The 23,244-nt window shown below is 59.4% G+C and carries 22 protein-coding genes; 13 read left to right on the top strand and 9 right to left on the bottom strand.

Features of this window, described 5'->3' with window-relative positions; translation table 11 throughout:
• Nucleotides 1-40: 40 nt before the first annotated feature.
• Nucleotides 41-1,090, bottom strand: coding sequence for a Fe(3+) ABC transporter substrate-binding protein (locus JZY08_RS14560; protein WP_253204027.1), 1,050 nt, complete (start codon nt 1,088-1,090; stop codon nt 41-43).
• A 173-nt stretch (nt 1,091-1,263) separates the two neighbouring features.
• Between JZY08_RS14560 and rirA the strand changes: the two genes are divergently transcribed.
• From rirA to JZY08_RS14525, 7 genes are all read left to right on the top strand, one after another.
• Nucleotides 1,264-1,734 (top strand): iron-responsive transcriptional regulator RirA, encoded by a 471-nt coding sequence (gene rirA / locus JZY08_RS14555; RefSeq protein WP_003493229.1) that lies wholly within the window; start codon nt 1,264-1,266, stop codon nt 1,732-1,734.
• A 170-nt stretch (nt 1,735-1,904) separates the two neighbouring features.
• The gene (locus JZY08_RS14550) at nt 1,905-2,951 is read left to right on the top strand and encodes an AbrB family transcriptional regulator (protein ID WP_216330520.1); all 1,047 of its coding nucleotides are present in this window, start codon (nt 1,905-1,907) and stop codon (nt 2,949-2,951) included.
• 140 nt (nt 2,952-3,091) lie between these two features.
• Nucleotides 3,092-4,003, top strand: a complete 912-nt coding sequence (locus JZY08_RS14545; protein ID WP_003493222.1) for an ABC transporter substrate-binding protein — start codon at nt 3,092-3,094, stop codon at nt 4,001-4,003.
• A gap of 87 nt (nt 4,004-4,090) precedes the next feature.
• Nucleotides 4,091-5,257, top strand: a complete 1,167-nt coding sequence (locus tag JZY08_RS14540; protein WP_216330519.1) for an ABC transporter permease — start codon at nt 4,091-4,093, stop codon at nt 5,255-5,257.
• Nucleotides 5,254-6,192, top strand: a complete 939-nt coding sequence (locus JZY08_RS14535) for an ABC transporter ATP-binding protein (protein ID WP_216330518.1) — start codon at nt 5,254-5,256, stop codon at nt 6,190-6,192. Before JZY08_RS14540 ends, JZY08_RS14535 begins: the two co-directional genes overlap by 4 nt.
• Nucleotides 6,189-6,929 (top strand): ABC transporter permease, encoded by a 741-nt coding sequence (locus JZY08_RS14530; protein ID WP_137038494.1) that lies wholly within the window; start codon nt 6,189-6,191, stop codon nt 6,927-6,929. The genes JZY08_RS14535 and JZY08_RS14530 overlap by 4 nt, the downstream gene beginning before the upstream one ends.
• Nucleotides 6,930-7,037: 108 nt before the next feature.
• A complete protein-coding gene (locus JZY08_RS14525) occupies nt 7,038-7,526 on the top strand; it encodes a gluconokinase (protein ID WP_216331567.1) in 489 nt (162 codons plus the stop codon).
• Here the strand turns inward: JZY08_RS14525 and JZY08_RS14520 are convergent.
• From JZY08_RS14520 to JZY08_RS14490, 7 genes are all read right to left on the bottom strand, one after another.
• Nucleotides 7,523-8,824: an FAD-binding oxidoreductase gene (locus JZY08_RS14520; RefSeq protein WP_216330517.1), complete on the bottom strand. Its 1,302-nt coding sequence runs from the start codon at nt 8,822-8,824 to the stop codon at nt 7,523-7,525. The genes JZY08_RS14525 and JZY08_RS14520 overlap by 4 nt on opposite strands.
• A gap of 1 nt (nt 8,825) precedes the next feature.
• A complete protein-coding gene (locus tag JZY08_RS14515) occupies nt 8,826-10,187 on the bottom strand; it encodes a glutamine synthetase family protein (protein ID WP_216330516.1) in 1,362 nt (453 codons plus the stop codon).
• A 172-nt stretch (nt 10,188-10,359) separates the two neighbouring features.
• Nucleotides 10,360-11,607, bottom strand: coding sequence for an FAD-binding oxidoreductase (locus JZY08_RS14510; protein WP_216330515.1), 1,248 nt, complete (start codon nt 11,605-11,607; stop codon nt 10,360-10,362).
• Nucleotides 11,608-11,706: 99 nt separating this feature from the next.
• Nucleotides 11,707-13,347: an ABC transporter ATP-binding protein gene (locus JZY08_RS14505; RefSeq protein WP_216330514.1), complete on the bottom strand. Its 1,641-nt coding sequence runs from the start codon at nt 13,345-13,347 to the stop codon at nt 11,707-11,709.
• A 5-nt stretch (nt 13,348-13,352) separates the two neighbouring features.
• A complete protein-coding gene (locus tag JZY08_RS14500) occupies nt 13,353-14,498 on the bottom strand; it encodes an ABC transporter permease (RefSeq protein WP_216330513.1) in 1,146 nt (381 codons plus the stop codon).
• The gene (locus JZY08_RS14495; protein WP_003493203.1) at nt 14,498-15,592 is read right to left on the bottom strand and encodes a microcin C ABC transporter permease YejB; all 1,095 of its coding nucleotides are present in this window, start codon (nt 15,590-15,592) and stop codon (nt 14,498-14,500) included. Before JZY08_RS14495 ends, JZY08_RS14500 begins: the two co-directional genes overlap by 1 nt.
• Nucleotides 15,593-15,734: 142 nt before the next feature.
• Nucleotides 15,735-17,579, bottom strand: coding sequence for an extracellular solute-binding protein (locus tag JZY08_RS14490; RefSeq protein ID WP_216330512.1), 1,845 nt, complete (start codon nt 17,577-17,579; stop codon nt 15,735-15,737).
• Between the two features lie 203 nt (nt 17,580-17,782).
• Here JZY08_RS14490 and mepA point away from each other — a divergent pair, with 203 nt between their 5' ends.
• From mepA to dapB, 4 genes are all read left to right on the top strand, one after another.
• The gene (gene mepA, locus JZY08_RS14485; protein ID WP_082183451.1) at nt 17,783-18,838 is read left to right on the top strand and encodes a penicillin-insensitive murein endopeptidase; all 1,056 of its coding nucleotides are present in this window, start codon (nt 17,783-17,785) and stop codon (nt 18,836-18,838) included.
• A gap of 101 nt (nt 18,839-18,939) precedes the next feature.
• Nucleotides 18,940-19,323 carry a methylglyoxal synthase gene (locus tag JZY08_RS14480; protein WP_003493198.1) on the top strand — a complete coding sequence of 128 codons (384 nt, stop codon included), beginning with the start codon at nt 18,940-18,942 and terminating at the stop codon, nt 19,321-19,323.
• 21 nt (nt 19,324-19,344) lie between these two features.
• Entirely contained in the window at nt 19,345-20,367 is a 1,023-nt protein-coding gene (locus tag JZY08_RS14475; protein WP_137038488.1) for a glucokinase, read from the top strand.
• Nucleotides 20,368-20,503: 136 nt separating this feature from the next.
• Nucleotides 20,504-21,331, top strand: coding sequence for a 4-hydroxy-tetrahydrodipicolinate reductase (dapB, locus tag JZY08_RS14470; protein WP_035241424.1), 828 nt, complete (start codon nt 20,504-20,506; stop codon nt 21,329-21,331).
• Between the two features lie 22 nt (nt 21,332-21,353).
• Here the strand turns inward: dapB and phnF are convergent, their stop codons facing one another.
• Nucleotides 21,354-22,091, bottom strand: coding sequence for a phosphonate metabolism transcriptional regulator PhnF (phnF, locus tag JZY08_RS14465; protein ID WP_003493193.1), 738 nt, complete (start codon nt 22,089-22,091; stop codon nt 21,354-21,356).
• A gap of 82 nt (nt 22,092-22,173) precedes the next feature.
• On the opposite strand from phnF, the gene phnG reads away from it, so the two are divergent.
• Together phnG and phnH are read left to right on the top strand one after the other, a co-directional pair.
• Nucleotides 22,174-22,635 carry a phosphonate C-P lyase system protein PhnG gene (gene phnG, locus JZY08_RS14460; RefSeq protein WP_035241421.1) on the top strand — a complete coding sequence of 154 codons (462 nt, stop codon included), beginning with the start codon at nt 22,174-22,176 and terminating at the stop codon, nt 22,633-22,635.
• Nucleotides 22,635-23,243 (top strand): phosphonate C-P lyase system protein PhnH, encoded by a 609-nt coding sequence (phnH, locus tag JZY08_RS14455; RefSeq protein ID WP_164056367.1) that lies wholly within the window; start codon nt 22,635-22,637, stop codon nt 23,241-23,243. The genes phnG and phnH overlap by 1 nt, the downstream gene beginning before the upstream one ends.
• Nucleotide 23,244 lies beyond the last annotated feature (1 nt).

Here is a 23,244-nt window from a genome sequence, read left to right as displayed (position 1 = left end):
CAGCCTGCCCCTCAACCGATCACGGGCGTTGCCACAGACATCAGTTGGTTGGGCCGTCGTTGAAACCGACTTCATCCACCAGCTCGGATGCCTGTTTGCGATGGGCGGCGATATCCGTCAGCGGCAGCTTGTCCGGATTAATGGGGCCGAAGCCCTTCACCACATCGGAAGGCTCCGCGCCGGGCAGGACCGGATATTCGAAGACCTGCTTGGCGTAGATTTCCTGTGCTTCGCGCGATGCGAGGAATTCCATCAGCTTCAGCGCATTGTCCCTGTTGGGCGCGTATTTCGTCAGGGCCATGCCGGAAATATTCACATGTGTGCCACGGTCACCTGCATTGGGAAAGATCACCCGCACTGATCCCGCCCATTCCTTTTCTTCCGGCTCGCGGTCGTTGGTCAGCATCAGGCCGACATAATAGGTATTGCCGAGCGCGATATCGCATTCGCCGGAAAAGATCGATTTCGCCTGGCTACGGTCTGTTCCATCGGGCTTGCGGGCCAGATTGTTCTTCAGACCGGTCAGCCATGTCCGGGTATAATCGACGCCATGATGGGCGATCATCGAGGCGATCAGCGCGATATTGTAGGAATGCTGGCCGTCGCGAATGCAGATCTTGCCCTTCCATTTCGGTTCGGCAAGCTCCTCATAGGAGATGTCCTTCTGGGTCACCCGCTCCTTCGAGGCATAGACCACCCGGCCGCGCGTCGTCAGACCGAACCACTCCCCTTGAGGGTCACGAAGGTTGGCCGGAATATCTTTTTCAATGACGGGATCGTTCAGCACCGGCTGCGTGACGCCGCCTTCTTTCGCCTCGACGAGACGGGCGATATCAACGGTCAGCAGGATATCGGCCGGCGAATTGACGCCCTCGGCCTGAATACGTTCCACCAGACCTTTGTCGAGGAAAAGAACGTTTGCCTCTATGCCCGTTTCTTTCGTGAAGGCATCGAGCAGCGGCTGGATCAACTCAGGCTGCCGGTACGAATAGACGTTCACCTCGCCATCCGCAAAAGCGGCAGGCGCAGCCAAAACCATTGTCAGTCCCGAAACAACGGCAGCGGAAAAACACGATTTCAAGCTTGCCATTACGAATGCCTCCATTACATTCAGATTCTTGACTTGTTTGTTCATGAATCATCGGAGCGGTCAACAAGGTCGTTCGAGAAATATCCGATGGGTTCGAGTTTTTTCGGTTTCTGGAATTGTTCTAAACTGAAAAAGAGACTATATAACTCCACATTGAGAGTTAGGAGACCAGCATGCGTTTGACCAAACAGACCAACTATGCCGTTCGCATGTTGATGTATTGCGCCGCGAATGAAGGCAAGCTGAGCCGCATTCCGGAGATTGCCAGGGCATATGGCGTGTCCGAGCTGTTCCTTTTCAAAATCCTGCAGCCGCTCAACAAGGCTGGCCTCGTGGAAACCGTGCGTGGCCGCAACGGCGGTGTACGGCTTGGCAAGCCTGCCGAGAAGATCAGCCTGTTCGACGTGGTGAAGGTTACCGAAGACAGCTTCGCCATGGCGGAATGCTTCGAGGACGGCGCTGTCGAATGTCCGCTTGTGGACAGCTGCGGGCTGAACTCCGCGCTTCGCAAGGCGCTCAATGCGTTCTTCGATGTTCTGACGGAATATTCCATTGACGATCTCGTCAAGGCCCGGCCGCAGATCAACTTCCTGCTCGGGATCGATACGGAAATGCCGAAGGTTGCCGCTCTTCCGGCCGCCTGATCGTCCCATTGCCCAATCGGCAATCGCCATAGCCCGTGTCCAAAGGCCACGGGCTTTTCTTTTATAAAACGCGCATGAAATATAATATTTTTTATCCCGCGTGTTGACGTCGCAAGACGAAGCGGCGCATTTGGTCGCGAGCTTTTTTGAAGCAACCAATCAGCGTCGCAATGATCATCAAGCCTGAATTCCATACATTTGCGCTTACCGCGCTTGTCGGCAGCATGGGTGCGCTCATCGCCAGCCTCCTCAATATCCCAGCTCCCTTTCTTTCCGGCCCGGCACTCGCCGTGACGATCACGGGACTGGCCGGCGTGAGGCTCGGAATTCCCGCCTTCATCCGCAATGCCTGTTTCGTCGTCGTCGGCATTTCGATGGGAACGAGCGTGACGCCTTCGGTCATCGATGCCGCAAAAACGTGGCCCCTGAGCTTCGTCGTCGTGCTCTTCGCCGTCGTCATCATGCTTTATGTCGCCTACTGGATCCTGCATTACGGCTTCGGATACGACCGCAAGACGGCGATGCTCGGCGCTTCGCCCGGACATCTCAGCTACATCATCAGTCTTGGCGCCGAGACAAAAAGCGACCTTGCGACCGTCAGCATCGTGCAAAGCGTGCGGGTGCTGGCGCTCACGCTTTCCGTGCCGCTGATCGTCGAATATTTCGACCTCGTCAGCACCGAGCCGCTCATCGTCAACCCGCCGATGGGCCTGTTCACACTTGGGCTGACCATCGGCGCGTCTCTTGCGATGGGGTGGCTCTTCCTGCGATGGAAATTTCCCGCAGCCCTGCTACTCGGCGGCGTTGCCGTTTCCATCGGCACCCATATTACCGGCCTTACCGAGGGTGGCGTTCCGACCTGGCTCAGCCTGCCGGTCTACGTGCTGATCGGCTGTCTCATCGGCACGCGCTTTTCTAATGTATCGCTGATGGACGTGCGGAAAGGCTTTCTGGCGGGTTTCGTCGTCACCATCGCCGTGATGGTGATCGCCGGAAGTATCGCCTGGATGATTTCGGGCATCACCGGCGTTCCGCTCAATGCCGTCATGATCGCCTATTCGCCGGGCGGCCTTGAAACCATGGCGGCCATGGCCGTGATGATGCACGCCGATACCGCCTATGTCGGCTCGCATCACGTTCTCAGACTTCTGTTCCTGTCGGTTCTCATGCCGCTCGTCATGGGCAAGGATGCTCGCAAGCGGGACGACAAACCCTAAGCGGGACCAGTGCCCTCGCATTCACGCAAAAAACGCTAATGGCGTTGCAACCATTTGTTCTCCCGGCCGTTCTTGTTTCTCCGCAATTGCGGCGACGATTTTTCGCGTGTTCGACAGGCTGACCCACCGGAGGAATTTTCATGAAACGCTTGATGATGTTGACGGGCGCCGGACTGGCGCTTGCACTTTATGGTTCCATCGCTCAGGCGCAGGTGGTGGTGTCGTCGAAGATCGACACGGAGGGTGGCGTTCTCGGCAACATCATCCTCGCCGTCCTGAACAAGAACAATATCGAGACAACGGACCGCATCCAGCTCGGAGCCACACCGGTTGTCAGAAAGGCGATCACTGCGGGTGAGATCGACATCTATCCGGAATATACCGGCAACGCCGCCTTCTTTTTCTCCAAGGCGGACGATCCGCTCTGGAAGGATGCCGCCAAGGCTTATCAGGAAGCCAAGACACTCGATTATGACGCCAACAAGATCGTCTGGCTGACACCATCGCCCGCAAACAACACCTGGGCGATTGCGCTGCGCAAGGATGTCGCCGACAAGAACAATCTGAAGACGCTTTCAGATTTCGGCAAATACATTGCCGGTGGCGGTGAGGTAGTTCTCGCCGCATCCTCGGAATTCGTCAACTCCGCCGCCGCCCTGCCTGCGTTTCAGACCACCTACGGCTTCACCATGAAACCGGACCAGCTGATCACGCTTTCGGGCGGCGATACCGCCGCCACCATCGCGGCTGCCGCCAACCAGACGAACAATGCCAATGCGGCCATGGTCTATGGCACCGATGGCGGCATTGCCCCCTCCGGTCTGGTGGTGCTTGAGGATGACAAGCATGTGCAGCCCGTCTACCAGCCCGCGCCGATCATCCGCGAAGAGGTTCTGAAAAAGAACCCCAATATCGAGGCATTGCTGAAACCCGTTTTTGAGAAGCTGGATCTGGCAACCCTGCAGGAGCTGAACGCCCGTGTGCAGGTGGGTGGTGAGCAGGCCAAGGCAGTTGCGACCGACTTCCTGACGAAGAACGGTTTTCTCAAATAATCACCTGTGAAACGCTGGGGTGGGATAGCGGAAACCATATGCGGTTTTTGCCATCCCGCTCGAACCTATGATCCGGGGGAGCGGAATTTGACGAAATGGCCTGACAAGGTGGGCGTGTTGATTTCGTGCCTGCTTCTCTACGCGCTTTTTGCGTCACCCTTCATGACATTCCGCGCCAACCGGATCATTCAGGGCGAAACGCGGACGATCTTCGAAGCCCTTCCGGTTTCTGCTGCAATCCTTCTCGCCGCCATCATTCTTGTCGCCGCCTTCATCGCCTTTTTCCGCTTTCCAGCGGGCCTGAAACTCGCAGCCGCGCTGGTTGGCCTTGCGTCGTTGGCGATCTTTGTCGGGCAGGCGGCCTCCGCGTTGACGCCTGAAGGCAACAGTTTTGCCCGCGTTTCGCCAGCCAGCGGTTTCTGGTTGATGTTCGCCGGGCTTGCCCTGCTCGCAACCGATTGCATTGCGCGTCTACAGCCGAACCCGGCTGTGCGGATTTTGCTGTTGCTGGCGGCAATGGCGACGCTTGCAGTGGTTCTGGCAAGTGGCCTCTGGAATGACCTCTCCATTATCAAGGAATATACCGGCCGGGCCGATATTTTCTGGACCGAAGCCCTGCAGCATGTAGAGCTTGCCATCGGCTCTCTGGTCGCGGCGACCGTGGCCGGTATCCCGCTCGGCATTCTCTGTTACAAGGTCGAGCGTTTGCGCTCCGGGGTGCTCAACGCTCTCAACATCGTTCAGACCATTCCCTCCATCGCCCTTTTCGGTCTTCTGATTGCACCGCTCGGATGGATGGCAGCCAATGTGCCGGGCGCGGCGAAGATCGGCATCGCGGGCATCGGCATGGCCCCCGCCTTCGTGGCGCTGTTTCTCTATTCGCTGCTGCCTGTCGTTTCCAATACGGTTGTCGGTCTTTCCGGCGTCTCGCAGGCCGTGCGGGAAGCCGCGCGCGGGCTTGGCATGACGCCGCTGCAAAGGCTGTTGCGGGTTGAATTTCCGCTGGCCATGCCGGTCATTCTCACCGGCATTCGCATTGTCCTGGTGCAGAATATCGGTCTTGCGACCATCGCAGCACTGATCGGCGGCGGTGGATTTGGCGTTTTCGTGTTTCAGGGCATCGGACAGACCGCGATGGACCTCGTGCTGCTCGGCACCGTGCCGACCGTTCTACTCGGCTTCGCCGCCGCGATTACGCTCGACGCCCTTATCGACAGCAATCTCTTCAGCGCAGGCGGAAGGCAAAAGGCATGATCGAGATCGACACCATCACGAAACGATATGGCGATACGGCCGTGGTCGACCAGGTCTCCCTGACCGTGGCGCCGCGCACCGTCACCGTCATCGTCGGCACTTCCGGGTCGGGAAAAACCACCCTTCTGCGCATGATCAACCGGCTGGTGGAGCCGACCTCCGGCACGATCCGCATCGACGGAGACGATGTGAGCACCATGCCGGGCTACAAGCTTCGCCGTCAGATCGGCTATGCCATTCAGGGCCATGGGCTGTTTCCACATCGCACCGTGGCGGAGAATATCGCCACCGTACCCCAGCTGATCGGCTGGGACCGCAAACGTATCGAGGCGAAGATCGACGCGCTGATGCAGCTCTTCCAGCTCGACCCGGCGCTTTATGCCGACCGCTTTCCGCATGAGCTTTCGGGCGGCCAGCAACAGCGCGTCGGCGTGGCGCGCGCGCTTGCGGCCGAGCCGAACATTCTCCTGATGGACGAACCTTTCGGCGCCCTGGACCCGGTGATCCGCGCCAAGGCCCAGAACGATCTTCTCGATATTCAGAAGAAGCTCGGTGTCACGATCGTTCTCGTCACCCATGATATGGACGAAGCCTTCCATCTGGCGGACCGTATTGCCGTCATGGACAAGGGCCGCATCGTGCAGGACTGCCCGCCGGCCGAACTGGTGCTGAAGCCGGCGACGGATTTCGTGCGAACCATGATCGGCGAAAATGAGCGCGCCCTGAAACTGCTGTCCGTCCTGTCCGTTGCAGACGCCGTGGAGCCGGGAAGTGCTGATGGCGAACCGCTGAGCGAGCACACCAGCCAGCGCGACGCCCTGTCGGCGATGTTATGGGCGGGCCGCGATGCATTGCCGGTGCTGAAAGACGATGGCCAGCCGGCGGGCCGGGTGCGGCGCGATGTTCTCCTCCAGCGTGCTGCCGGAACCCCATGAAAAATGCCGCCTCGTTTTTCGTTCCCGGCCTTCTGGTGCTGGCGCTGATCGTCTTCCTCGCGGCGCCGCAGGTCTTCGCGCCGGTGTTCCGCCCTCTCGTGCAGGCCAATGCGCCGGCAATCTACACCCAGGCTAACCTGCTTTCGCTGACACTGTCGCATCTCGCCATTGTCGGGATCGCGACGGGGCTGGCGACGCTGGTGGCGGGGGCGCTTGCGGTTCTAGTCACCCGCCCCTTCGGCGCGGATTTTCTGCCGCTGTCGCGCAGCATCGTCAATATTGGCCAGACCTTTCCGCCGGTGGCGGTTTTGGCGCTTGCGGTGCCGATGATCGGTTTTGGCGAGAAACCCACGCTCATCGCGCTGTTTCTCTATGCGCTTTTGCCGGTCTTTGAAAATACGCTGACCGGACTTACCACCCTGCCCGCAACCGTGATGGATGCCGCCAGAGGCAGCGGCATGACGGGCTGGCAAAGGCTGGTCAAAGTGGAGCTGCCGCTTGCCCTTCCGGCGATCCTCGCGGGCATCCGGCTATCGGCGGTCATCAGCCTGTCGACCGCGACCATCGGCTCGACAGTCGCCGCGCGAACACTCGGAGAAGTCATCATTGCCGGCCTGCAATCCAACAATCTCGCCTTCATCCTTCAGGGCGGATTGATCGTCGCCGTGCTCGCGATTCTGATCCACGCTGGCTTTTCCGCTCTGGAAAAGGCGGCAGCTCGCAAAACCGGGCACTGACATATGCAGGCTCATCATTTTTATGTTCCCGACATTCGCCGCACATGTTAGGGGCTGACCGTCGAAACAGAAACATTCGAGGTTCGGGTGACACAGGCAATCGTCGTGATGGGAGTGAGCGGCTCTGGCAAGTCCACGGTCGCAGAGGAACTGGCGGAAAAACTGGGCGTTGCCTTTATTGAGGGCGACAAGCTTCACCCTAAATCCAATATCGACAAAATGTCCGACGGCATTCCGCTGACCGACGACGATCGCTGGCCGTGGCTGGACGTGATCGGCGCAGAATTGCGCAAGGGCTATGAAAACAATGGTGTCGTCGTTTCCTGCTCGGCGCTCAAGAAAATCTACCGCGACCGCCTTCGCGAGGCTACCGGCGGCCCGCTCGCTTTCGTTTATCTGGATGGCAGCCTCGAACTCCTCAGCGGGCGCATGGGCGAACGCAAGGGCCACTTCATGCCGCTCTCGCTGCTCCAGACCCAGCTTGCCACGCTGGAAGTGCCGACCGGCGAACCGGGTGTCGTGACCGTCAGCATCGACGCCACGCCCGAGGATATTGCGAACAACGCACTTGCCGGTTTGAAAGCGGTGACGTTTTAAAATCCGAGCCTGTCGCGCATGCCGTACCACCATGCGCCAAGCACGGTCAGCGGCACACGGAACGTCTTGCCGCCCGGGAACGGATAGTTCGGCAGGGAACTCCAGACATCGAAACGCTCGGCGTGGCCCGCAACGGCCTCGCCCAGTATCTTGCCCAGCAAATGCGTGGTGGTGACGCCATGGCCGCTGTCGCCGTGTGAAAAATAGACATTGTCCGATAGCTTGCCCATATGCGGGATGCGCGTCAGCGTCAGCGCGAAATTGCCGCTCCAGGCGAAGTCGATCTTCGTCTTTTCAAGTTGCGGGAAGGTTTTGAGCATGTTCGGGCGGATAACGCCGGTCAGATCCGCCGGGTCGCTGCCGCCATAACCGATACCGCCGCCATAGAGCAGGCGATTGTCGGAGGTGCGGCGATAATAATCGAGAATGTAATTCGCATCCTCCACGCAATAATTTGCGGGCAGAAGTTCCTCGATCAGGTCGGCATCAAGCGGCTCCGTCGCCATGACCTGACTTGAGACCGGCATCATGCGGTCACCGATTTCCGGCAGCAACTTGCCGAGATAGGCGTTGCCGCAGACGAGAACATATTTCGCCTTCACGCTGCCCGTCGCCGTGCGCACAACCGGATTTGCGCCCTGCTCCACCGAAATAACCCGCGAATTCTCGAATATGCGCGCACCGAGACTTTCGGCCGCCGCCGCTTCCCCCTGCACCAGATTGAGCGGATGGATGTGGCCACCGAAACGGTCGATCATGCCGCCGGCATAACGATCGGTCTGCACATATTTTCCGACATCGGCCTTGGCGACCATTTCAAGCCCGCCATGGCCGTGTTTTTCCCAATGGGCCTTATGGGCCTCCATCTCGCGGATCTGTTTTGGCGTAAAGGCTGCGAAGAAGCCGCCATCGACAAGATCGCAATCGATGGCGTATTTCGCGATGCGGCTGCGGATGATCGCGCCGCCTTCCAGCGACATTTCACCGAGCCTCACCGCCTTGTCATGCCCGTAGCGACCGGCAATGGTTTCGAGATCGCGGCTATAACCATTGACGATCTGGCCGCCATTGCGGCCCGAAGCGCCAAAACCGACCCGCACGCCTTCCAGCACGATGACCGAATAGCCACGTTCGGAAAGTTCGAGAGCGGCGGAAATGCCGGTAAAGCCGCCGCCGATGACGCAGACATCGGCTTCCAGTGCGCCTTCAAGCGAGGGCCGCACGGATTTGACATTGGCGGAGGCCGCATACCAGGAGGAGGTGTGGCCGGGATTGGGTATGTTCGTCACCTCAGCCATCTCACACCGTCCTGATATAGGCGTCATATTCGACGTCGGTTACACGCAGGGAAAATTCGGAAAGCTCCTGCTGTTTGCAGGCGGAAAACAGCGTACGGTAGCGCTGGCCAAGCGTCGCATAAGCGAAGCTGGAGCGTGTGAAACGCTGCAGGGCGTAGTCCCAGTTGGTGGGCAAAGGTTCGTGATTGATGGCATGGCTGTCGCCGGAAATCGCGCCGCCGGGCTGGCGTTTTTCCTTCATGCCGGCAAGTGCCGCACTCAGGATCATCGCGACGACGAGATAGGGATTGGTATCGGCGCCGGCCACGCGGTGTTCGATACGCGTTGCGGCCTTGCTGGCGACGATGACGCGCACCGCCGCCGAGCGGTTGTCGATGCCCCAGGAGGCGTAGGTGGGCGCATGTTCGCTCGGCGTCAGGCGACGATATGAATTGGCATGGGGAGCGAAGATCGCCATGCTTTCCCCCATGTTTTCCAACAGGCCGCCAACCGAATGCATCAGCGCATCCGACGGGCCGTTTTCTCCGGCGTAGATATTCCTGCCGTCCTTATCGAGGACGGAAAAATGGACATGCATGCCATTACCGGCCTGCAACCCGTAAGGCTTGGCCATGAAGGTGGCATCGAGATCATGACGCCGCGCCACACCCTTGACGATGCGCTTCAGGAAGACGGCAAAATCCGCAGCCTGCAACGCATCGGGTACATGATTGAGGTTGATCTCATATTGTCCCGGGCCGTTTTCGCGCAGCGTCGTATCGGCAAGCACACCCTGCGCCCGGCAGGCCGTGGCGATATCGTGGAAGACGTCCTCGAAATCCTGCAATTCGGAAATCGACAGAACCTGTGTCTGGCCGGTATGCCACCGGCCTTCGCGACTATGGGGCGGACGAACGGGATCGAGCGCGGAGCGGACCGGGTCGATCAGGTAAAATTCGAGTTCCGTCGCCACAACCGGCGTGAGGCCAGCCTTTTTGTAGGCTTCCAGCACCCGTGCCAAGACATTGCGCGGATCGCCGTAAAACCCTGTTCCGTCCGGATTTTTCATCGCGAGCAGGACTTGCGCGGTCGGTCGGCCAAGCCATGTCACCCGCGACAGGGTGCCGGGAACAGGAAAGCAGAACCCGTCCGGATCGCCCGTACCTTCAGCAAGGCCCGCGGCGTGTACATCGCGGCCCCAGATATCCAGTGCATAGACCGAACGCGGGATCGCCATTCCCTTTTCAAGAACGTCGATCGCCCTTTCGCGCGGAATCCATTTGCCGCGCGGCACGCCGTTCGCATCTATGACAAAAGCTTCGAGAATTTCGATATCGGGGTTATCGGCGAAAAATTTCTTTGCGTTTTCAATATCATCCATCATGCACCAGCAGGCCGTTTCTCTTCTGTTTCGCGCGCGGAAGCGCTTCGCTAACGAAAATCGTCCTGCTGCTGATAGATGAGAAACCTCGCCGTCATGATGACGCTTGCCCCTTTTCCCCTTGGATAAGCCCATGTTACGTGGCCCGCCGCAGGAAGGCCAGCGGATTCGGCTATCAGGGATTGAACCTTTCCGGGCGATAGGCGTCGATGGCGATAACAGGCGTTTCCCCCAGCATGGTTTCCGCCAGCACGCGGCCGGTGATGGGTCCGAGTGTGAGGCCGTGATGGGCATGCCCGAAGGCGAGCCACAATGTCCTGTGCCTTGGCGCCTTTCCGATGATCGGCATCATATCCGGCGTGCAGGGGCGCGCACCCATCCACGGTTCTGCATCCAGCCTGCCGCCAAGAGGAAAGACCGTGCGCGCCACCCGTTCCGCCCGCTCGATCTGCACCGGAGATTTCGGCGCATCGCGTTCGGCAAATTCCGCGCCCGTCGTCAGGCGAATGCCCTTTCGCATCGGCGCCAGAAAATAACCACGCTCCGCATCGATCAGCCAGTTGTTAAGCTTTGTGCCCTCCTGCGGCGCATAATGCATGTGATAGCCACGCTTCACACCGAGCGGAAAGCGGTAACCCAGGCGTTCCGTCACCGTATCCGCCCAGGGGCCAAGTGCGACGACGGCATGTTCGGCCTCGACCGCGCCGGTCTCCGTACGCACCGTCCACCCGCTCACCGTCTGGCTGAGGGTGGAGGCATCGCCGCGGACAAAGGTTCCGCCGAGACTTTCGAACAGTTTGACATAGGCCAGTGTCAGCGCGTGCGGATCACGCACCGACCAGGGATCGTCCCATTTCAGACCACCGACGAAATCGCGGCTTAGATGCGGTTCGGCGGTTGCGAGTTCTTCGGCCCCGAGTTTCGTGTGGGAAATACCGTGGTCACGCGCCAGACGCTCGGCGAAGGCATAGTCTGCATCCCGCCTTGCAGCGGTTCTATAGGCCTCCATCCAGCCGTTCTTGACGATGAGATCGCCGGCCTTCGCCTCATCGATCAAAATGCTGTGTTCGGAGACCGAATGCTCAATCAGCGGCGCATAGGCGCGGGCAATCGCTGCGTGCCGCGTGGCTGCGGAATTGTACCAGTAACGGCCGAGAAAGGGCGCGATCTTCGGCAAAGCAGAGAGGTGATAACGGGCATCGATGCTGTTGTTCAGGGAATAGCGCAGCAGCCGGCTGACCTCCTGCGGAAAGGCGTAAGGGACGACACCCTCTCTCTGGATCAGTCCGGCATTGCCGAAGGAGGTTTCCTCACCCGGGCCCCGCCGGTCCACCAGTACGACCGATTTACCCCTGCGGGCCAGTTGCAAAGCGACGGAGACCCCGATGATCCCCGCCCCCAAAACGATCACATCCGCTGCCATGGCATTCAATCCGTTTGCGTATCTCGTCCCCGCAACATGGGTCGGCATTTTGCGCAAAGCAACAGAAAAATCATCGCCTTAATAGAAACAGCGATACGCCTACTGGCTCACCGCTTTTGTCTCAACGGCCTCGATATTGAAGGCTGCCGCCAGGAGAGCCCTGGTATATTCCTGTTGCGGATCAGCGAATATCTCCGCCGCCGGGCCGCTCTCCACCACCTTGCCGTTGCGCATGACAATGACGTCGTTTGCAAGCGCCTTCACCACCTTCAGGTCGTGGCTGATGAAGAGATAGGCGAGCTCATGCTTGGCCTGAAGATCGCGCAAGAGATCGACCACCTGTGCCTGCACGCTCATGTCGAGCGCCGATGTCGGCTCGTCCAGCATGACGAAACGGGGTTTCAATACCATCGCACGGGCAATGGCGATACGCTGGCGCTGGCCGCCGGAAAATTCATGCGGATACCGCCAGCGCGTTGCCGGGTCGAGGCCAACCTCGTCCAATGCCTGGGCGACACGGGTATCGCGCTCATCGGCGGAAAGTTGCCGCTCATGCACTTTCAGGCCCTCGGCGACGATTTCGCCCACCGACATGCGCGGGCTGAGCGAGCCGTAAGGATCCTGAAACACCACCTGAAGCCGGTTTCTGAGCGGCTTCATCATCTCATAGGAATAGCTGTCGATTGACTGGCCGATGAAGCTGATACGTCCCTCAGAGGCGATCAGCCGCGAAAGGGCGAGACCGAGCGTCGTCTTGCCGGAGCCGGATTCGCCCACCACGCCAACCGTCTGTCCGGCGCGCAGTGTGATATCGATACCGTCGACCGCCTTCACATGGTCGATCACCCGGCGCATCAGCCCCGCCTTGATCGGGAACCAGACCTTTATGTCGTCGCCCTGCATGACCACGGATTTGCTGGTATCGGAAAGCGGCGGCTCGCCCTTGGGTTCGGCTGCCAGAAGATGGCGGGTATAGGCGTGTTGCGGATCGGTAAACACCTGTTCCACTGTGCCTGTTTCGACGATCTTGCCCTTGGTCATGACGCAGACACGATCGGCAAACTTGCGCACGATGCCGAGGTCGTGGGTGATGAACAGCATGGACATGCCGTGACGGGTCTTGAGATCACTCAACAGTTCAAGGATCTGCGCCTGAACGGTTACATCGAGTGCGGTCGTCGGTTCATCGGCGATCAGCAATTTCGGCCGGTTGGCGAGCGCCATGGCAATCATCACGCGCTGCCGCTGGCCGCCGGACAATTCATGCGGATAGGCCTTCAGCCGCTTTTCCGGCTCGCGGATGCCAACCTGCAGCAACAGTTCCAGTGTGCGCGCCCGCGCCTCCGCGCCGGTGATCGCCTGATGCAGCTCGAGGATTTCGCCGATCTGCCGCTCGATGGTGTGGAGCGGGTTGAGCGACGTCATCGGCTCCTGGAAAATCATGGTGATGTCGTTGCCGCGAACGGCGCGCAGAGCGCGTTCCGGCAGGGTCAGCATATCCTTGCCGTCGAACAGGATTTTGCCCGAAGGATGGCTCGCCGCCGGATAGGGCAGCAATTTGAGGATGGAGTTCGCCGTCACCGATTTGCCGGAACCCGACTCGCCGACGAGAGCGACGACTTCGCCCGGCATCAGATCGAAGGAGACCTGATCGACGGCGACGCTCGTCGCGCCGCCCTGATGGAAGGCGACGGAAAGATCCCGGACGGAGAGAAGCGGTTGGGTCTTGGTTTCCATCATGGCGATCACCGGAACGTCTTGCGTGGGTCGAAGGCGTCTCGCACCGCCTCGCCGACGAAGATGAGGAGCGACAGCATGATGGACATGGTGAAGAAGGCCGTGAGGCCAAGCCAGGGCGCCTGAAGATTGTTTTTGCCCTGCGCGATCATCTCGCCCAGCGACGGCGATCCCGGTGGCATGCCGAAGCCGAGGAAATCGAGCGAGGTCAAGGTGGTGATCGAACCGGAAAGGATGAACGGAAGGAAAGTCAGCGTTGCCACCATGGCGTTGGGCAGGAGGTGCCGGAACATGATCGTCCAGTTGCCGACGCCAAGGGCGCGGGCGGCACGGACGTATTCGAAGTTTCTGGCGCGCAGGAATTCCGCCCGCACGATGCCGACGAAGCCGACCCATGAGAACAGCAGCATGATGCCGAGCAGAACGAAGAAGCCCGGCGGCAGAATGGCTGCGATGATGAGCAGGATGTAAAGCACCGGCATGGACGACCAGATTTCGATAAAACGCTGCAACAGAAGGTCTGTCCAGCCGCCGAAATAGCCCTGGATTGCGCCCGCAGTCACCCCGACGAGAGCCGACGCGATCGTCAGCGTCAGGCCGAACAGAACGGAGATACGGAAACCATAGATCATCCGCGCCGTGACATCGCGCGCCTGATTGTCGGTTCCGAGCCAGTTGAGATTGCCGAGCGTGCAGCCGGGATCGGCATTGCCCTGCGGGTAGGCGGAGCAGCGGTCTTTTTCATCCATCAGCCAGAAAGGCGCAGTCGGCGCGGAATGCGGAATATTGGAATTGACCGTCTGGTAGGAATAACGGATCGGCGGCCAGATCATCCAGCCATTGGCGTTGATCTCGTCCTGAATGAAGGAGGATTTGTAGTCGGTCTGGGCAAGGAACCCGCCGAACTTTTCTTCCGGATAATCGACCATGACCGGCACCAGAATCTCACCCTTGTAAGAGGCGAGAATGGGTTTGTCATTGGCGATGAATTCCGCGATCAGGCTGAGGAAAAACAGGATCAGGAACAGCCAGAAGGACCAGTAACCGCGCCGGTTCGCCTTGAAATTCTGCCAGCGGCGCTTGGTGGTCGGCGAAAACCATGGGCGTTTCGGCTTCACCATCGTTTCCGTTGCGGCGGTGTGGGCAAGCGTCATCACACGTCCCTCCGCTCGAAATCGATGCGCGGATCGATCCATGTGTAGATGAGGTCGGATAGGAGGCTGACCACGAGGCCCATCAGCGAGAAGATGAAGAGCGTGCCGAACACGATCGGATAGTCACGATTGACGACCGAGAGGTAACCGAGGCGGCCAAGGCCATCCAGCGAGAAGATATTCTCGATCAGCAGCGACCCGGTGAAGAAGGCCGAGATGAAGGCGCCCGGGAAACCGGCGATCACGATCAGCATCGCGTTGCGGAAGACATGGCCATACAGCACCTTGCGCTCAGTAAGACCCTTGGCGCGGGCAGTGATGACATATTGCTTCTTGATCTCGTCGATGAAGGAATTCTTCGTCAGAAGCGTCGTCGTTGCGAAAGCCGAAAGCGAGAGCGCGATGAGCGGCAGGGTCAGGTGCCAGAAATAGTCGATGATCTTCTGCCACCAGTTCAGATCGGCAAAATTGTCGGACACAAGACCGCGCAGCGGGAACCAATCGAAGAACGATCCGCCGGCGAAGAGAACGATGAGAAGAATGCCGAACAGGAAGCTCGGCACGGCATAACCGATGATGATGATGCCGGATGTCCAGATATCAAAGGTCGAGCCGTCGGAAACGGCTTTCTTGATGCCGAGCGGAATGGAGATGATGTAGGAAATGATCAAAATCCAGAAACCGAGCGACGCCGAAACCGGCAGCTTGTCGATGATGAGATCGATCACCGAGGAATTGCGGAAGAAGCTGTCGCCGAAATCAAAGCGGATATAATTCCACATCATTTCGAGAAAGCGGGTCAAAGGCGGCTTGTCGAAACCGAATTGTTTCTCAAGCTTGGCGATCAGCTCAGGATCGAGACCCTGAGCGCCGCGATATTTCGAGCCGCTTTCATCGAAACCACCCGACTGTCCCATAAGATCGCCGCCGCCAGAGAGCCGGTCGGACGCACTGTCGCCCTGCCCTGTCAGCTGGGCCACGACCTGTTCCACCGGCCCGCCCGGCGCGAACTGGATGACGAGAAACGAAATGCCCATAATGCCGATGATGGTCGGGATCATCAGCGCCAGACGTCTGAGGATATAGGCGCCCATCAGCCCTTGCTCCCGGCCGATACGTCAGCGGTCTTCGTTTCTGTCAAACCCGGTCCTTTCCTGAAAGCGCTTGCCTGCGCGCTTTGAGCGATTCGTCTCGCCCTATGTGAATCAAGCCTTCGGCGCGAAAGCAAGGGTGGCGTCAGTTCGCCGCCTGGCTGGACCACCATGCTTCCGGAAAACCGACACCATATTGCGGCAGGTTTTCCGGACGGATGAGCGTGTTCCAGTAAGCGATGAACATCTCGCCGCGGTAAAATTGCGGTATGACATAGCTGTTTGCCAGAAGCACCCGGTCGAGCGCGCGTGCGGCGGCCACCTGCTCATCCCGGTTGGGCGCAAATATGACCTTTCTGACCAGAGCATCGACGGCGGGGTTCTTGATGCCGGCGAGATTGTTGGACCCCTGCCGGTCGGCTGCCGCCGAACCCCAGAAATCCGCCTGCTCGTTTCCGGGATTGGCCGAGGTCGCCCAGAGCTTGACGATCACGTCATAATCGAAGCTGCGGGTGCGGTTGGTGTATTGCGAGGCGTCGACCGTGCGGATGGTCGCGTTGATGCCGATCTTCTTCAGGTTCTGGACATAGGGCAGGATGGTTCTTTCCATGCCGGCGGAATCGATCAGAAACTCCATATCAAGCGGTTGCCCGCTCGCCGCATTGACCATGCGGTTGCCGCGCAGCTCGTAACCGGCCTCCTTCATGAGCTTGACCGCCTCGCGCAGATTGTCACGCTGCTTGGCGGGTTCACCCGCGACCGGGTTGCGGTACTCGGTGGTGAAGACCTCTGGCGGAACCTGGTCCTTCAGCTCCTGAAGCAGTTCCAGCTCGCGACCGGTCGGCAGGCCGGAAGAGGCCAGCTCGCTACCCATGAAAAAGCTGTTGATGCGCTGAAACTGGCCGTAAGCCAGCGTCCGGTTCAACTCCTCGAAATCGAAGGCGTAGTTGAGCGCCTTGCGCAGTTTCGGGCTCTGAAACTTTTCCCGCCGCATGTTCGGCACGAAGGCCTGCATGATGCCGACTGAGCGATAGATGTTCGGCAATTCCTCTTTCTTGACACGGCCTTCCTTGACCGCGGGGAAATCGTAACCCGTTACCCAGCGGCTGGAAGAGGCTTCCTGCCGGAAATCGACGGTGCCGGACTTGAAGGCCTGGAATTCAACATCCTGATCGGAGAAGAAGGTGTAGGCGATGGTTTTGAAGTTATTGAGGCCGACATTCACATTGACGTCCTTGCCCCAATAATCGTCGCGGCGTTCATAGGTCATTGTCGAACCGGCAGACAGGGACGCGATTTTATAAGGGCCTGACCCCATCACCGGCTCCAGCGTGCCGCGTGAAATGTCGCGCGGCTTGCCATCCGGGCCGGCGGCTTCCCACCAGTGCTTGGGAACGATCAGCAATTGCCCGACAATCTGCGGCAATTCGCGATTGTTCTTTTCATCGAAAGTGAAGGTGATGTCCCTTTCACCCGTCACCTCCGCCTTGGTGACATGGGTGTAATAGGTCGCAAGCTGCGGGCTGAGATCCTTGGCCTTTTCGAAGCTGAAGACGACATCCTCCGGCGTCACCGGCTTTCCGTCTGCCCATTTTGCCTCCGCCCGCAGCCGGAACGTCGCTTTGGAAATGTCATCCGGATAGCTTACGCCCTCGGCGAGAAGACCGTAGGAGGCAGAGAGTTCCTCTTCGGTGGATTTCATCAGAGTATCGAAAACCAAGGAAAGGCCCGTGGCAGCCTCACCCTTGGCGAGAAGCGGATTGAGCGTATCGAAGGTTCCAGTCGTCGACAGGCGCAGCGTTCCGCCCTTCGGCGCCCTGGTGTTCACATAGTCGAAATGATCAAAGCCATCGGGATGCTTCAATTCCCCGACCGTCGAAATCCCCTTTCGCCAGACATCTGCAGACTGGGCGGATGCCACCACCGGTATCAGCACGGCAGATGCCGCAAGAGCGATGAGGAGGCGGGATTTCAATGGTGCCAATATCATTCGGGAAGTTCCCTGTTTTCGTGTTTGTTGGAGAGAGCATAAAACAAAGATTGTCAAAAAACAGATGTTCCGCCTCACAAGCTCTTTATCGGCGTCCTTATCCGCATGCTTTGGCGTCAGTAGGTGAAACATGGTTTCAACAAAATCCCGTTCCAGTTTATCTTAAGGGGAAGAGAATCATCTGATCGGACGGGCACGACGATATGACGGCGGGATCATCCAGAGTTTTCAAGGCGGCCATGCTGGCGATTTCAGTCGTTTCTGCGGTGCAATTGCAGGCGGAAACCGCCTCGGCCGAAGACAGGCCCGCGAAAGAAGTGTTTGGCCACATGGCTCTGCCTTCGGCTGCAACCTCGCAGCCGATCGGCTCCTATGCCAAGGGCTGCCAGTCCGGCGCGATCGCCATGCCGACCGACGGTCCCGGCTGGCAGGCCATGCGGCTTTCGCGCAACCGGCGCTGGGGCCAGCCGCAGCTGATTTCCTTCCTCGAACAATTTTCGCAGGACGCCCAGAAAATCGGCTGGCCAGGATTGCTGCTCGGCGATATTTCCCAGCCGCGCGGCGGGCCGATGCTGACCGGCCATGCCTCGCACCAGATCGGTCTCGATGTGGATGTCTGGTGGCGGCCAATGCCTAACCCCCGGCTGAGCGTGGAGCAACGCGAAACGGTGCCGTTCATCTCCATGCTGGACAAGAGCAAATTTTTGACGGTCGATGATCGCAAATGGTCGCCGCTCAATGCCCGTCTGGTGATGATGGCGGCGAGCTATCCGCAGGTGGAACGCGTCTTCGTCAACCCCGCCATCAAGCAGAAGCTTTGCCAGACATGGACCGGCGACCGCACCTTCATGGGCAAGATCAGGCCGATCTATGGGCATGACGAACATTTCCACATTCGCCTCGAATGCCCGCCCGGCGCGCCGAACTGCAAACCGCAGGCGGCCGTGGGCAAGGGCGATGGCTGCGACAAGTCGCTCGCCTGGTGGTTTACGAAAGAACCATGGGCGCCGCCGAAAAAGGACCCCAATGCCAAACCGGTGAAACCCCGCCCCGTCATGGTTTCCGACCTGCCATCCGCCTGCGCCGCCGTGGCTGCCGCCCCTTCCGCCAACCCCGAGGGTATTGCTGCGCAGGCCTATTCTCCCGCGCCGGTTCAGGCCGTGCGCCAGCAAAGCGTCGAACAGGTCATTCAGAACGCTCCGACCCTACAGCCGCCTTCGGATATTCCGCTTCCGACCCAGCGTCCGACATTGAACTGATACAGAAATGCGGCATTCAACAGCTTCCCTTTTCAAATGGCGGCAAGCTGTTATAGAAGGCTTCAAATCGATTTAATTCTTTACCGGGACAGGCTGGGGACATGGCAGGACAACGCTGTATCGCGCTCATCGCTCACGACGAGAAAAAAGACGATATGGCGGATTTCGCGCGTCACCATCAAAAGGCGCTATCCGGATTCAAGATCGTCGCCACCGGCACGACCGGCGGACGTGTTCAGGAAGCCTGTCCGGGGCTTGATGTCATTCGCCTCAAGAGCGGCCCGCTTGGCGGTGACCAGCAGATCGGCGCGATGATTGCGACCGGCGAAGTGGATATGCTGATCTTCTTCACCGACCCGCTGACGGCAATGCCGCATGATGTGGATGTGAAGGCCCTGACCCGGCTTGCCACGGTTTACGATATTCCCATGGCGCTCAATCGCGCCACCGCAGAAAACCTGATCGACTTCAACCTCGCCGAATGACGCGCCAACATGGAACAGGTAATGCCGAAGACGTCCGATACCGAATATCTTTCCTTTCCGATCCTTCTTGGCGACATCGGCGGCACCAATGCCCGCTTTTCCATTCTGATCGATTCCTTTGCGGAACCGGTGCACCTCACCACCGTGAAAACAGCGGAATATCCGACAATTGACGACGCCATCCAGCAGGCGGTTCTGGACAAGACCTCGCTTCAGCCGGTCTCGACCATCCTTGCGATCGCCGGCCCCATCGAAGGCGACGAAATTCCGCTGACCAACTGCCATTGGGTCGTCAAACCGAAGGATATGCTGGCGAAACTCGGCCTGAAGGATGTCATCGTCATCAACGACTTCGAGGCGCAGGCCTTGGCAATCGCCGCGCTTGACGACGACAATCGCGAGCCTATAGGCGCCGGCAAAAAAGACATGCTGGCATCGCGCGTGGTTCTCGGACCAGGCACCGGCCTTGGCGTCGCCGGTCTGGTTTACGCCCGCCATATGTGGTTCCCCGTTCCGGGTGAAGGTGGCCATGTCGATATCGGCCCCAGAAGCGCGCGCGACTATGCGGTCTTTCCGCATATCGAAACCATTGAGGGCCGCGTCGCCGGCGAGCAGATCCTGTGCGGGCGCGGACTGGTCAATCTTTATCGGGCTATCTGTGCTGCCGATGGTATAGAGCCGATCTTTTCCGATCCGGCGGACATCACCTCGCAGGGGCTTTCCGGCCAGAATGCACAGGCGAAAGAAACGCTTTCGCTTTTCAGCACCTATCTCGGCCGTCTGGCCGGTGATCTTGCCCTGATCTTCATGGCCAAGGGCGGCGTCTATCTGGCCGGCGGCATTTCGCAGAAGATCATTCCGGCGCTGAAAAGCCCCGAATTCCGGGCCGCGTTCGAGGACAAGGCGCCGCACAGCGCCCTGATGCGGACCATTCCCACCTTCGTCGTCACCCATCCGCAGGCGGCCCTTTCCGGGCTCGCAACTTATTCGAGAACGCCTTCCGACTTCGGTCTCTCGCTTGACGGACGGCGCTGGAGGGCGTGATCGTTCTCCTGCGATCGACATGTTCCATGTGATGCTTGCGCAGCAGGCAGGCGGGCTTTAACGTCGCCGCTGCAAAGGCTAGTCGTCCGATACCGGCGGGTTTCGATCCGCCCGACATGAAAAAGTGAGTGAAAGCATGAGCAGCAGCGGCATGAAACTGGTGGTGGTCGGCGCGGCCGGGCGCATGGGACAGGCGCTGATCCGCCTCATTCACCAGACGCCGGGTGTCACGCTGCATGCCGCCGTCGCGCGTGAAGGCTCAGCCTTTGTTGGCCGCGATGCCGGCGAGATCGCAGGGCTCGGGCCGATTGGCGTCGAAATCACCAGCGATCCGTTGCAGGCCTTCCTGCATGCGGAAGGGGTGATCGACTTCACCTCTCCCGCAACCAGCGTCACTTTCGCGGGGTTGGCCGCGCAGGCCCGCATCGTGCATGTCATCGGCACGACGGGTTGCTCGCTGGGCGACGAGGAAAAATTCAAGGCGGCGTCACGCCATGCCCGCATCGTCAAGTCGGGCAATATGAGCCTCGGCGTCAATCTGCTCAGCGTCCTGACGCAGCAGGCCGCCCAGGCTCTCGATGCGCAGAACTGGGATATCGAAATCCTCGAAATGCACCACAAACACAAGGTGGATGCGCCGTCAGGAACAGCGCTTTTGCTTGGCGAAGCGGCAGCGGCGGGTCGCAAGGTCGATCTCGCCACCTCTTCCGTCCGCGTGCGTGACGGGCATACGGGGGCGCGCGAAGCGGGCACAATCGGTTTTGCCACGCTGCGCGGCGGTTCGGTGATCGGTGAACATTCGGTGATCTTCGCCGGAGAGGGCGAGCGCGTCGAGCTTTCCCACTATGCCGGCGACCGCTCCATCTTCGCACGCGGCGCGATCACGGCGGCTGTATGGGCGCTCGACAAGAAGCCGGGCTTCTATTCGATGCTGGATGTGCTCGGACTTTCGCAGACGGAATAAAGTTTCCGGCTACGCTTGCGCGTTAATTCTCCACCGTGAACTCAACCGTATCGGCCGAGAACCGGCTGATGGCGTATTGTACCGGGATGCCATCCATATCAGCGTTCAGCGCCTGGGTGACGAGCAGGATTGCGCCGGGCGACAATTCGAGATCGGACAGATCCTGCGTATCCGCATGGCTTGCGGAAATGACGGTGGAGATGCGCACATAATCCGCCACGCCCAGCATTTCGAAGGCAGCGGTGATCGACCCGCTTTTTTGGTAGGCCTCGCCGATCCCGTCGAAACGATCCGCCGGGAACCATGTGGTGGAACGGGAAACCGGCCGGTTGTCGGCCTTGCGCAGGGTTTCCAGACGCACGAGCGGCGCACCGGGCTGCACTTTGAGCCGTGCTGCGAGATCGGCATTTGCCGGCTCGGTCATATGGGAAAGAAGCAGCGCCTCCATTTCCTTCACCTGATCGCCGATGCCCGCCGTGAACCGCGTGCGGCGTGAAATCGGAAAGCTCAGGCGTTCCTTGCGGGCAATCATTGTGCCGCGCCCCTGCATCGGCTCAAGAATGCCTTCGCTTGCAAGAGCGGCTATGGCGCTTCTGACGGTATGACGGTTGACGCCGAATTTTTCGGCCAGCGCCATTTCCGGCGGCAACATGCCGGTTTCGTCGTGATCGCCCGCTGCGATCTCGCCTCTGATCCGGTCGGCGATCTGCCGCCAGAGCGCCACGCCGTTCTTTCTTTTCATTGCTGCCGAAGGGCTCATGTCACACGCTTGTCATTCATCGACGTTAATTGTAGCTTATATTGTATAGTTGTCTATATCAATAGACACTAGAGGTCAAGCGATGAATAACGAAGCTGCGAATTTACATACGGAAAGGAAACGGGTGGCAGCACTTCTTGCCCGCGCCACCGTTCAGGAACTTGAGGCGGTCTGGAACCGGCAGGATGCCAGCCCGCAGACGGAAAACGTGCGGGGGCCTGAAACCGGCCTCGTCATGGTCAAGGGCCGTATCGGCGGCGGCGGTGCGCCCTTCAATCTCGGGGAAACGACCGTGACAAGGGCAACCGTCAAGCTTGCCTCCGGAACAGTCGGCCATGCGCATGTGCTCGGCACCGGCCGCAAAAAGGCCTGGTATGCGGCGGTTTTCGACGCGCTCTGGCAGGAAAGCCCGACGCGCGGCTTCATCGAAACCGAGCTTCTTTCACCCGTTGAAAAAAGGCTGACCGAGGAGACAGACCGGAAAACGAAAGAAACCGCCGCAACGAGGGTCGATTTCTTCACCATGGTGCGAGGAGAAGATTGATGGGTGTCAAGGCTGAAGCATTGACGGGCGGCTTTTCCGACGCCGTTTTCGATTCACAACGGGTTTTCAAGAAACTCATGGATGGCATGGCCCGGCCAGGCACGCCGCAGGCCATCGAAACGGCGGTTGCCCCGCCACTGCCGCTTTGCGCGGCAACCGGCGCCGTTCTTCTCGCGCTCTGCGACCACGACACACCGGTCTGGCTGAGCAGCGCGCTGCGGAAAACGACGGTGCCGGGCTGGATCGGATTTCATACCGGAGCGGTTACCACAGAGGAGAAGGGCGAGGCGCATTTCGCCGTCATCGAGGCGGGAAGTGCAATTGCGACCTTTGGTCTTTTCGCGCAGGGAAGCCAGGAATATCCCGACCGTTCGACGACACTTATCATCGAATTGCCGGATCTCGACGGCGGGCGCGAGCTGCTGCTTTCCGGTCCCGGCATCCGTCACGTCAACATCATCAGCCCCTCAGGCCTGCCGGATATATTCCCTATGTTATGGGCAGAGAACAACGCCATTTTCCCGCGCGGCGTCGACGTCATTCTGACGGCTGGTGACAAATTCGTGTGCCTGCCACGCACCACCCGCATTCAACAGATGGAGGCGTAAG

The sequence above is a fragment of the Rhizobium sp. X9 genome (assembly GCF_018873185.1).
GTDB lineage: Bacteria > Pseudomonadota > Alphaproteobacteria > Rhizobiales > Rhizobiaceae > Agrobacterium > Agrobacterium oryzihabitans.
This window is presented reverse-complemented; position numbering and strand designations above follow the sequence as displayed.

What these genes read in the sequence shown, in the direction of transcription:
- JZY08_RS14560 (WP_253204027.1), bottom strand. Translation starts at nt 1,090, where the DNA reads ATGGCAAGCTTGAAATCGTGTTTTTCCGCTGCCGTTGTTTCGGGACTG.
- JZY08_RS14520 (WP_216330517.1), bottom strand. Translation starts at nt 8,824, where the DNA reads ATGGCTGAGGTGACGAACATACCCAATCCCGGCCACACCTCCTCCTGG.
- JZY08_RS14525 (WP_216331567.1), top strand. Translation starts at nt 7,038, where the DNA reads ATGGGAGTGAGCGGCTCTGGCAAGTCCACGGTCGCAGAGGAACTGGCG.
- JZY08_RS14535 (WP_216330518.1), top strand. Translation starts at nt 5,254, where the DNA reads ATGATCGAGATCGACACCATCACGAAACGATATGGCGATACGGCCGTG.
- JZY08_RS14530 (WP_137038494.1), top strand. Translation starts at nt 6,189, where the DNA reads ATGAAAAATGCCGCCTCGTTTTTCGTTCCCGGCCTTCTGGTGCTGGCG.
- JZY08_RS14475 (WP_137038488.1), top strand. Translation starts at nt 19,345, where the DNA reads ATGCCGAAGACGTCCGATACCGAATATCTTTCCTTTCCGATCCTTCTT.
- JZY08_RS14505 (WP_216330514.1), bottom strand. Translation starts at nt 13,347, where the DNA reads ATGATGGAAACCAAGACCCAACCGCTTCTCTCCGTCCGGGATCTTTCC.
- phnH (WP_164056367.1), top strand. Translation starts at nt 22,635, where the DNA reads ATGGGTGTCAAGGCTGAAGCATTGACGGGCGGCTTTTCCGACGCCGTT.
- phnG (WP_035241421.1), top strand. Translation starts at nt 22,174, where the DNA reads ATGAATAACGAAGCTGCGAATTTACATACGGAAAGGAAACGGGTGGCA.
- JZY08_RS14500 (WP_216330513.1), bottom strand. Translation starts at nt 14,498, where the DNA reads ATGACGCTTGCCCACACCGCCGCAACGGAAACGATGGTGAAGCCGAAA.
- JZY08_RS14545 (WP_003493222.1), top strand. Translation starts at nt 3,092, where the DNA reads ATGAAACGCTTGATGATGTTGACGGGCGCCGGACTGGCGCTTGCACTT.
- JZY08_RS14480 (WP_003493198.1), top strand. Translation starts at nt 18,940, where the DNA reads ATGGCAGGACAACGCTGTATCGCGCTCATCGCTCACGACGAGAAAAAA.
- JZY08_RS14510 (WP_216330515.1), bottom strand. Translation starts at nt 11,607, where the DNA reads ATGGCAGCGGATGTGATCGTTTTGGGGGCGGGGATCATCGGGGTCTCC.
- JZY08_RS14515 (WP_216330516.1), bottom strand. Translation starts at nt 10,187, where the DNA reads ATGATGGATGATATTGAAAACGCAAAGAAATTTTTCGCCGATAACCCC.
- mepA (WP_082183451.1), top strand. Translation starts at nt 17,783, where the DNA reads ATGACGGCGGGATCATCCAGAGTTTTCAAGGCGGCCATGCTGGCGATT.
- dapB (WP_035241424.1), top strand. Translation starts at nt 20,504, where the DNA reads ATGAGCAGCAGCGGCATGAAACTGGTGGTGGTCGGCGCGGCCGGGCGC.
- JZY08_RS14550 (WP_216330520.1), top strand. Translation starts at nt 1,905, where the DNA reads ATGATCATCAAGCCTGAATTCCATACATTTGCGCTTACCGCGCTTGTC.
- phnF (WP_003493193.1), bottom strand. Translation starts at nt 22,091, where the DNA reads ATGAGCCCTTCGGCAGCAATGAAAAGAAAGAACGGCGTGGCGCTCTGG.
- JZY08_RS14490 (WP_216330512.1), bottom strand. Translation starts at nt 17,579, where the DNA reads ATGATATTGGCACCATTGAAATCCCGCCTCCTCATCGCTCTTGCGGCA.
- JZY08_RS14495 (WP_003493203.1), bottom strand. Translation starts at nt 15,592, where the DNA reads ATGGGCGCCTATATCCTCAGACGTCTGGCGCTGATGATCCCGACCATC.
- rirA (WP_003493229.1), top strand. Translation starts at nt 1,264, where the DNA reads ATGCGTTTGACCAAACAGACCAACTATGCCGTTCGCATGTTGATGTAT.